Annotated in this window: 8 protein-coding genes; 5 read left to right on the plus strand and 3 right to left on the minus strand. The window is 49.2% G+C overall.

Translation table 11 applies throughout. The features are described 5' to 3' along the window. Positions 1–113 precede the first annotated feature (113 nt). Genes rlmD through ACKWCC_RS03775 form a run of 3 tightly spaced genes read left to right on the plus strand, consistent with a single transcriptional unit; the run spans position 114 to position 2,773 of the window. Complete coding sequence (rlmD, locus tag ACKWCC_RS03765; RefSeq protein ID WP_413994563.1) at positions 114–1,526, plus strand: 23S rRNA (uracil(1939)-C(5))-methyltransferase RlmD; 1,413 nt, start codon at positions 114–116, stop codon at positions 1,524–1,526. Position 1,527: 1 nt separating this feature from the next. Then, the gene (locus ACKWCC_RS03770) at positions 1,528–2,034 is read left to right on the plus strand and encodes a DUF6452 family protein (RefSeq protein WP_413994564.1); all 507 of its coding nucleotides are present in this window, start codon (positions 1,528–1,530) and stop codon (positions 2,032–2,034) included. Beyond that, positions 2,015–2,773 (plus strand): DUF6048 family protein, encoded by a 759-nt coding sequence (locus ACKWCC_RS03775; protein ID WP_413994565.1) that lies wholly within the window; start codon positions 2,015–2,017, stop codon positions 2,771–2,773. Before ACKWCC_RS03770 ends, ACKWCC_RS03775 begins: the two co-directional genes overlap by 20 nt. Here ACKWCC_RS03775 and ACKWCC_RS03780 read toward each other — a convergent pair. Both ACKWCC_RS03780 and ACKWCC_RS03785 read right to left on the minus strand, forming a co-directional pair. Next, a complete protein-coding gene (locus tag ACKWCC_RS03780) occupies positions 2,768–2,998 on the minus strand; it encodes a hypothetical protein (RefSeq protein WP_413994566.1) in 231 nt (76 codons plus the stop codon). The genes ACKWCC_RS03775 and ACKWCC_RS03780 overlap by 6 nt on opposite strands. Then, entirely contained in the window at positions 2,995–4,161 is a 1,167-nt protein-coding gene (locus ACKWCC_RS03785) for a THUMP domain-containing class I SAM-dependent RNA methyltransferase (protein WP_413994567.1), read from the minus strand. Before ACKWCC_RS03785 ends, ACKWCC_RS03780 begins: the two co-directional genes overlap by 4 nt. 96 nt (positions 4,162–4,257) lie before the next feature. Here ACKWCC_RS03785 and ACKWCC_RS03790 point away from each other — a divergent pair, with 96 nt between their 5' ends. Together ACKWCC_RS03790 and ACKWCC_RS03795 are read left to right on the plus strand one after the other, a co-directional pair. Continuing rightward, positions 4,258–4,929 (plus strand): ZIP family metal transporter, encoded by a 672-nt coding sequence (locus ACKWCC_RS03790; RefSeq protein WP_413994578.1) that lies wholly within the window; start codon positions 4,258–4,260, stop codon positions 4,927–4,929. Then, positions 4,930–5,355, plus strand: a complete 426-nt coding sequence (locus tag ACKWCC_RS03795; RefSeq protein WP_413994568.1) for a DUF4268 domain-containing protein — start codon at positions 4,930–4,932, stop codon at positions 5,353–5,355. It abuts the gene before it with no gap. Positions 5,356–5,562: 207 nt separating this feature from the next. Here ACKWCC_RS03795 and ACKWCC_RS03800 read toward each other — a convergent pair whose 3' ends face one another. Next, the gene (locus tag ACKWCC_RS03800; protein ID WP_413994569.1) at positions 5,563–6,420 is read right to left on the minus strand and encodes an ion transporter; all 858 of its coding nucleotides are present in this window, start codon (positions 6,418–6,420) and stop codon (positions 5,563–5,565) included. Between the last annotated feature and the right edge of the window lie 201 nt (positions 6,421–6,621).

A 6,621-nucleotide genomic window follows, 5' to 3' on the forward strand; every position in this document is an offset into this window, starting at 1 on the left:
ACCGTAACAAGGACCGGCCCAAAGCGCGCCCGTGCCCCTTGGGATGTGATAAATGATTCATAATACACAGTGACATCATCCGTTTAAATGAATCCAATTCCTATTTTTGCGCCATGCGAAGAAAGAAAACCAGACACGTTTTTCACAACATTGAGGTTTTGGATGCCGGGGCCAAGGGCAAGACCGTGGCCAAGGCCCCGGACGGTAGGGTCATTTTTTTGAACAATTGTGTGCCCGGTGATGTGGTGGATGTACAGACCACCAAGAAAAGAAAAGCCTATTTTGAAGGTACGGCCGTTACCTTCCATTCCCTTTCGGACAAGCGCACCATGCCCCGGTGCGAGCATTTTGGTGTCTGCGGCGGCTGTAAGTGGCAGCATATGGCCTATGGGCACCAACTTGCCTACAAGCAGCAAGAAGTGGAGAACAATCTTAGGCGCATAGGCCATTTGGACCTTCCCGAGACCGATGCCATCATCGGTTCCAAAAAGGAGTATTGGTACCGGAACAAGATGGAGTTTTCCTTTTCGGACCGTAGGTGGCTGAGCCTTGAGGAACTGCGCTCCGATCAGGTATTTGACGATCGCAACGCCCTTGGGCTTCATATGCCGGGGATGTGGGACAAGGTGCTGGACATAAAAACCTGCCACCTCCAAGAAGACCCCAGCAACGCCATACGCTTGGAAACCAAGGAATACGCCATAAAGAACGGGCTCACTTTTTTTAACCCTAGGCATCAGGCAGGGATGCTTAGAACGCTAATGATCCGCACGTCCAGCACGGGAGAGGTCATGGTACTGATACAGTTTTTTGAGGACGATACCCAAAAGAGAACCCTTTTGTTGCAACATCTGGCAGACACCTTTCCGGGAATAACCGCGCTGCTGTACGTCATCAACCAAAAACAAAATGATACGCTCTACGATCAAGACGTACATTGCTTTTCCGGTAGGGAACATATTTACGAAGAAATGGAGGGACTTCGTTTTAAGATCACCGCCAAGTCCTTTTACCAGACCAATTCGGACCAGGCGCACACCCTTTACAAAATTGCCCGTGACTTTGCCGCGCTCACCGGCCAGGAAGTGGTTTACGACCTGTACACCGGTACGGGAACCATTGCCCAATTTGTGGCCAAAAAAGCAAAAAAGGTCATTGGCATAGAGTCCGTCCCCGACGCCATAGCAGATGCCAAGGCCAACGCTGCCCACAACCATATTGAAAATGCCCACTTTTTTGTGGGCGATATGAAAGAGGTGCTCACCCCAACGTTTATAAGCGAACACGGAACTCCCGATGTGGTGATCACCGACCCACCCCGGGATGGCATGCACAAGGACGTTGTGGCACAACTTTTGGCAACGGCGCCAAAACGAGTGGTCTATGTTAGTTGCAACAGTGCCAGCCAGGCCCGCGACCTGGCCCTGATGAAAGCCCTGTATGACGTGGTGCGCGTACAGCCCGTGGACATGTTTCCCCAGACCCATCACGTGGAAAATGTTGTACTTTTAGAAAAGAAAGCATAAAATGGGAAAATACGGTTTTGGTTTTTTACTGCTCTTGGTCCTTGTGGCCGCGGCCGCCTGTGAAAAAGATGATATCTGCGTGGAAGGGGACACCCCCCTTTTGGTCGTGGAATTTTATGATGTGGAAGATACCAGTGCACTGAAGGCCGTGCCAAAGCTGCGCGTGGCCGGTGTGGGGAAAACCGTTACGGTAAACACGGTGGCAGACCGTACGGACCTGAACCGCATCAGCATACCGCTCAGGGTGAACCGGGACTCCACTTCCTTTGTGCTCATAAGCAACTCTGCCACCAATGACGCCGGAGAGGAAACGGGAACCTTGGATACGGTACATTTTTCTTATGTGCTCGTAGATACCATGATCTCCAGGGCCTGTGGCTTTATTGTCAACTATAAGGAGCTCGAGGCCGCCCTGGAAGGACCCAACGGGCAATGGATAGAACGCATTGAAGTGATACGGCCCTTGGTCAAAAACTCAGACTCCACCCATGTCAAGATTTTTCACTAGTTTTTGGGCGATACTCCTCGCCACTTCCCTTTTTTCCCAGGACAATACCATTGACCTGCAACCAAAGGACACCCTGGTTTACAAGCAGGCCTACGGTCTCAGGGCGGGTGTGGACCTAAGCCGTATCGTGACCGGTGTATTGGATGAAAATTACACCGGTCTTGAACTGGTGGCAGATTACCGCCTTACCCAAAACCTTTACCTGGCCGCAGAACTGGGCACCGAAGAGAAGACCATACAGGAAGACCTCTACAATTTCACCACAAACGGAAGTTACCTAAAGGTTGGCGTGGACAACAACACCTATGAAAACTGGTATGGGGAGCAGAACTCCATTTTTTATGGGGCCAGATTGGGATTTGCCAGCTTTGGCCAGACCTTGAACGAATATGACATCTTTAACACCAACCGGTATTGGAGCCCGGATGGGTTTGCCCCTTCCAATAATCCGCCCCGGGAGTTCTCGGGAAGGACGGCCAGCTGGCTGGAGGTCTTGTTTGGCACCAAGGTGGAGCTGTTTTCCAACATCTTTCTGGGGGCCAGTGTGCGCCTGGGCTTTCTGGTGACCAACCCGGACACCGAGACCTTTCCCAACCTATTCATACCTGGATTCAACAAGGTTACGGACGGAAGCCGTTTTGGGGTGGGCTACAACTACTCCATCTCCTACTTTTTGCCCTTGTACAAAAAGAGGAACAAAAATCCGGAAGAGGAAAAACAGCCCGAAGAAGGCCTATAGGGCCTTACCGTTCTTGGTAAAAGGCCATTTCATGAACAACCGCTGGCCCTCCTTGGTCTTCACGGCGCCAAACTTGGGCGCCAGTACACTGGCCAATACCGCGGCAATTACCGCGGCCACAAAGTTTTGGAGCGGAAAGAGAAATCCTATGAGAAAACGAAAGGCCACAAACAGAAGGGCGAAGCCTAAAAAATTGAACAGGAGTGCTTTTGTTTTTGGGGTCATGATGGTTTTTTTTGGTGTTTGGCCTTTTTACTGCCGGCATAGAGTTCATATTTCACCAATCGGCTTTCCAAATGGCTGTTGTACACCTTGATCTTTCTGGAGGGGCGCAGCCCCACAAATTTCAAGGCCGGTAAATTGGAGGTAATGAACCAAGCCTCCGTCCCCGGGTACCCCTGCTTCAGGGTATCTCCCAGATCGGCGTAGAAGTTTTCCATATCAATATCCAAACGTTCCCCGTACGGCGGATTGAACACCATGTGCAATGGGGCCTCGGTCTGTTTTTTGGTCATGAAAAAATTTTGTCTTTTCACCGCTATGTAATCGCTCAGATTGGCGTTCTCCACATTTTCCATGGCCTTGCGCACGGCAGAAGGTGCTTTGTCGTACCCCACAATGGTATGGTGAAATTCCCGGACTTTGTTCAAACTGGCCTGTACGATCTTGGCATAGAGGTCGGCATCAAAATCGGGCCACTTCTCAAAGGCAAAGCCCTTTCTATTGATGTTGGCCGGAATGTTGCAGGCGATCATCGCGGCCTCGGTCAAAAAGGTTCCGCTCCCACACATGGGATCCAAAAAATCCGTTTGTCCGTCCCAACCGCTCAAAAGGATGAGCCCACAGGCCAAAACCTCGTTAATGGGCGCAATATTGGTGGCCGTTCTGTAGCCCCTATGGTGCAGGGAGGCGCCAGAGCTGTCCAAGGACACATTGCACTGGTTTTGGTGTATGTGCACATTGATCCGCAGGTCCGGATGCTTCACATCCACATTGGGGCGCTTCCCTTCCAGGTCCCTGAACTTGTCCACAATGGCATCCTTGGTCTTTTGGGACACATAGAGCGAATGGGTAAACTGGTCCGAATGTACGGTGGCGTCAATGGCAAAGGTATCATGGACACCAAGGAAATCTGTCCATTCCATTTGGTACATTTTCCGGTACAGGTCGTCCTCGTTCCGCACGGGAAAGGAATGTATGGGCTTTATGATCTTAATGGCGGTGCGCAGGCAAAGATTGGCCTTGTACATGAACCCCAAATCGCCTTCAAAGGAGACGTTCCTGGTGCCCACGGCCACGTTGCCCGCCCCCAGATTCCTAAGCTCTTTGGCCAGTATTTCCTCGAACCCAAAAAGGGTCTTGGCCAACATTTTAAAATTTTTACCCATAAACGGTGTTTAGCTTAACGCAAAAATACGCTAATTTTGACGCTCTTGGTGGGCACCACCCTGTTACACCCGGAATACGGATACCGACACCCTAGCATGATCTACCTTTTGCCATTCCTGGCCGTACTGTTGAGTTTTGTCCTTGTTTATCTCACAAGACCAAAACGCAAGGAGCACTTTAAACTGCTATTGGCCTTTAGTGGTGCCTTTCTGCTGGCCCTTACCGTTTTTGAACTCTTGCCGCAGGTGTACACGGGAGAGGGCCCAAAACAACTGGGCGTATGGATCATGGTGGGCATTCTGTTCCAGATTTTTTTGGAGTTTTTTTCCAAGGGGGCAGAACACGGCCACGTGCACCACGCCACCGAGAGCACCATCTTTCCATGGATGTTGTTTTTGAGCCTTAGTGTGCACGCCGTATTGGAAGGCGTGCCCATTCACGGCAACGAAAGCATCCTGTACGGTATCCTGATCCATAAAGTGCCCATTGCCATTATCCTTTCCATCTTTTTACTGGCATCCAAGTTAAGCCGCGCCAAAGCTTTTTTGTTCATGCTGATGTTCAGTGTCATGACCCCGTTGGGCACGTATCTGTCCAACGAGATTCCCTGGCTTTACCAAAACTCCCAGATACTCAATGCCATGGTCATTGGCATTTTCCTGCACATTTCCACGGTGATCCTTTTTGAAAGTTCCGAGGGCCATAAGTTTAATTTGCACAAATTGGTGGTCATTGTGCTGGGCATTGTCATTGCTTATTTTATGTAAATGTTCAGTAAAGAGACATCGCGCCAGCTCAGAACCGAATTTTGGATATCCTTTGGCAAGTCCTTTCCCAAAAAATGGGTGCTGTACAAAACGGGAATGAAGCCGCTGTCCCTAAAATTCCACTTTAACGTAAAACAGGCTATGGTGAGCTTGGACGTGGAGGGCCACCTGGAACAAAGAATACAGATCTGGGAGAAACTATGCTCCCTAAAAAGCCTGTTGCTGCAACAGCTTCCGCAAGCGGTTTATGACGATTGCCATCTATTGGAGAACGGCAAGGAGATCTCCCGAATATATGTGACAAAGGCCGGGGTCTCCATTCACAATAAGGACAGCTGGCGGGAAACCATGGAATTTTTGAACACCCACATGACACTTTTGGAACATTTTTTTCTGGAGTACCAAGACCTTCTAAAAAGCGAATGACCCCGCACCGAGGATTTTACCGGGCCACAAAGCGCCCTTCTTTCCCTTATACCCCTTCTTGTTTGAAAAGCAGCCATAGAAATGGAATCATTTTTTTGGCCTGCGAAAAAGAAAAATCAGGCATAGCCGAGCTACGGCTTATTTTTATGTTGAAGTAGGGCGTAAAAAGAAACCATTTATCGGCTTATTTTCAATTGGGAAATGGCATTAACCCCCGTTACCGGCCTTGAGCTGTTCCTTCTCCAGATTTTCCTTGATTTTTTCATCCAGTTGCATGTTCCTGGCCGTGGAAAGGGCGCTGGCTATGAGCCCCGTGGGAATGGTAATGATACCAAGCCCCAAAAGCAGTATAAAAAAGGTAAAGATCCTGCCGCCCACGGTTATGGGGTACACATCCCCATAGCCCACGGTGGTGAGCGTTATGATGGCCCACCATAGACTATGGAAAATGGAAGCAAAACTTTCTGGCTGCGCCGCATGCTCAAAGTAGTAAATGCCCGCGGAGGAGAGAAACAAAAAGATACCGGTTATAATAAAAAAGAGCACCAGTTCCGGTTGTATTATTTTTAGGGCGATGGTAAAACGTCTCAAGGAATCGTTGTATTTTGAAATCTTGAGCGCACTGATGAGACGGAACACCCGCAACGCCCTGATGGCCCTAAGATCGAACTGTCTGGCAAAGAGAAAGGGCAAAATGGCGATAAGATCAATGATGCCGTAAAAACTGAAAATGTACTTCAACTTGTTTTTGGCGATGTAAATTCGGCCAAAATATTCTATGGTGAACACTACGTAGCACACAATATCCACAATGTTCAGAATACGCATCCACTTCTCCGAAAGGCTGGGCAACGTGCCAATGGAATAGACCAATATGGAGAAAATGATCAACGCCTGTATGCCCAGATCAAATATCCTGCCGGCCCTTGTGTCCGTTTCCTCGATGACCCTTCTGATCTTTTCCTTGGAACTTAGGTGCAGCTCCTGGGCCAGGGCAGATGTCTTACGGACCACACTCTTGGGCCTTGCCCCCTTTTTTGTCTTTCTGCTTTTATCTTCTCCCATATCTCAGTTTAATGAACTACCTCGGAACCATCCCGTGAGGCATTAATAAGGGCTTGCTGATTTTCTATCAACGGGAAGGTAAGATATTAACAATCAGCATTTTATTTTTGAACAATCGACGAATTCCGTTGTACAAGTGCACGGGTTTCCGTAACTTAGGGTAACATACCCGTGCAGTTATGATCAAATATACGCCATCGA

Origin of the sequence: Maribacter aquimarinus, assembly GCF_047345505.1 — a bacterium.
Lineage (GTDB): Bacteria > Bacteroidota > Bacteroidia > Flavobacteriales > Flavobacteriaceae > Maribacter.

Bases quoted from the DNA above. Each gene is read 5' to 3' on its own strand.
- ACKWCC_RS03775 (WP_413994565.1), top strand. From the start codon at position 2,015: ATGTCAAGATTTTTCACTAGTTTTTGGGCGATACTCCTCGCCACTTCC.
- ACKWCC_RS03790 (WP_413994578.1), top strand. From the start codon at position 4,258: ATGATCTACCTTTTGCCATTCCTGGCCGTACTGTTGAGTTTTGTCCTT.
- ACKWCC_RS03785 (WP_413994567.1), bottom strand. From the start codon at position 4,161: ATGGGTAAAAATTTTAAAATGTTGGCCAAGACCCTTTTTGGGTTCGAG.
- ACKWCC_RS03795 (WP_413994568.1), top strand. From the start codon at position 4,930: ATGTTCAGTAAAGAGACATCGCGCCAGCTCAGAACCGAATTTTGGATA.
- ACKWCC_RS03800 (WP_413994569.1), bottom strand. From the start codon at position 6,420: ATGGGAGAAGATAAAAGCAGAAAGACAAAAAAGGGGGCAAGGCCCAAG.
- ACKWCC_RS03770 (WP_413994564.1), top strand. From the start codon at position 1,528: ATGGGAAAATACGGTTTTGGTTTTTTACTGCTCTTGGTCCTTGTGGCC.
- ACKWCC_RS03780 (WP_413994566.1), bottom strand. From the start codon at position 2,998: ATGACCCCAAAAACAAAAGCACTCCTGTTCAATTTTTTAGGCTTCGCC.
- rlmD (WP_413994563.1), top strand. From the start codon at position 114: ATGCGAAGAAAGAAAACCAGACACGTTTTTCACAACATTGAGGTTTTG.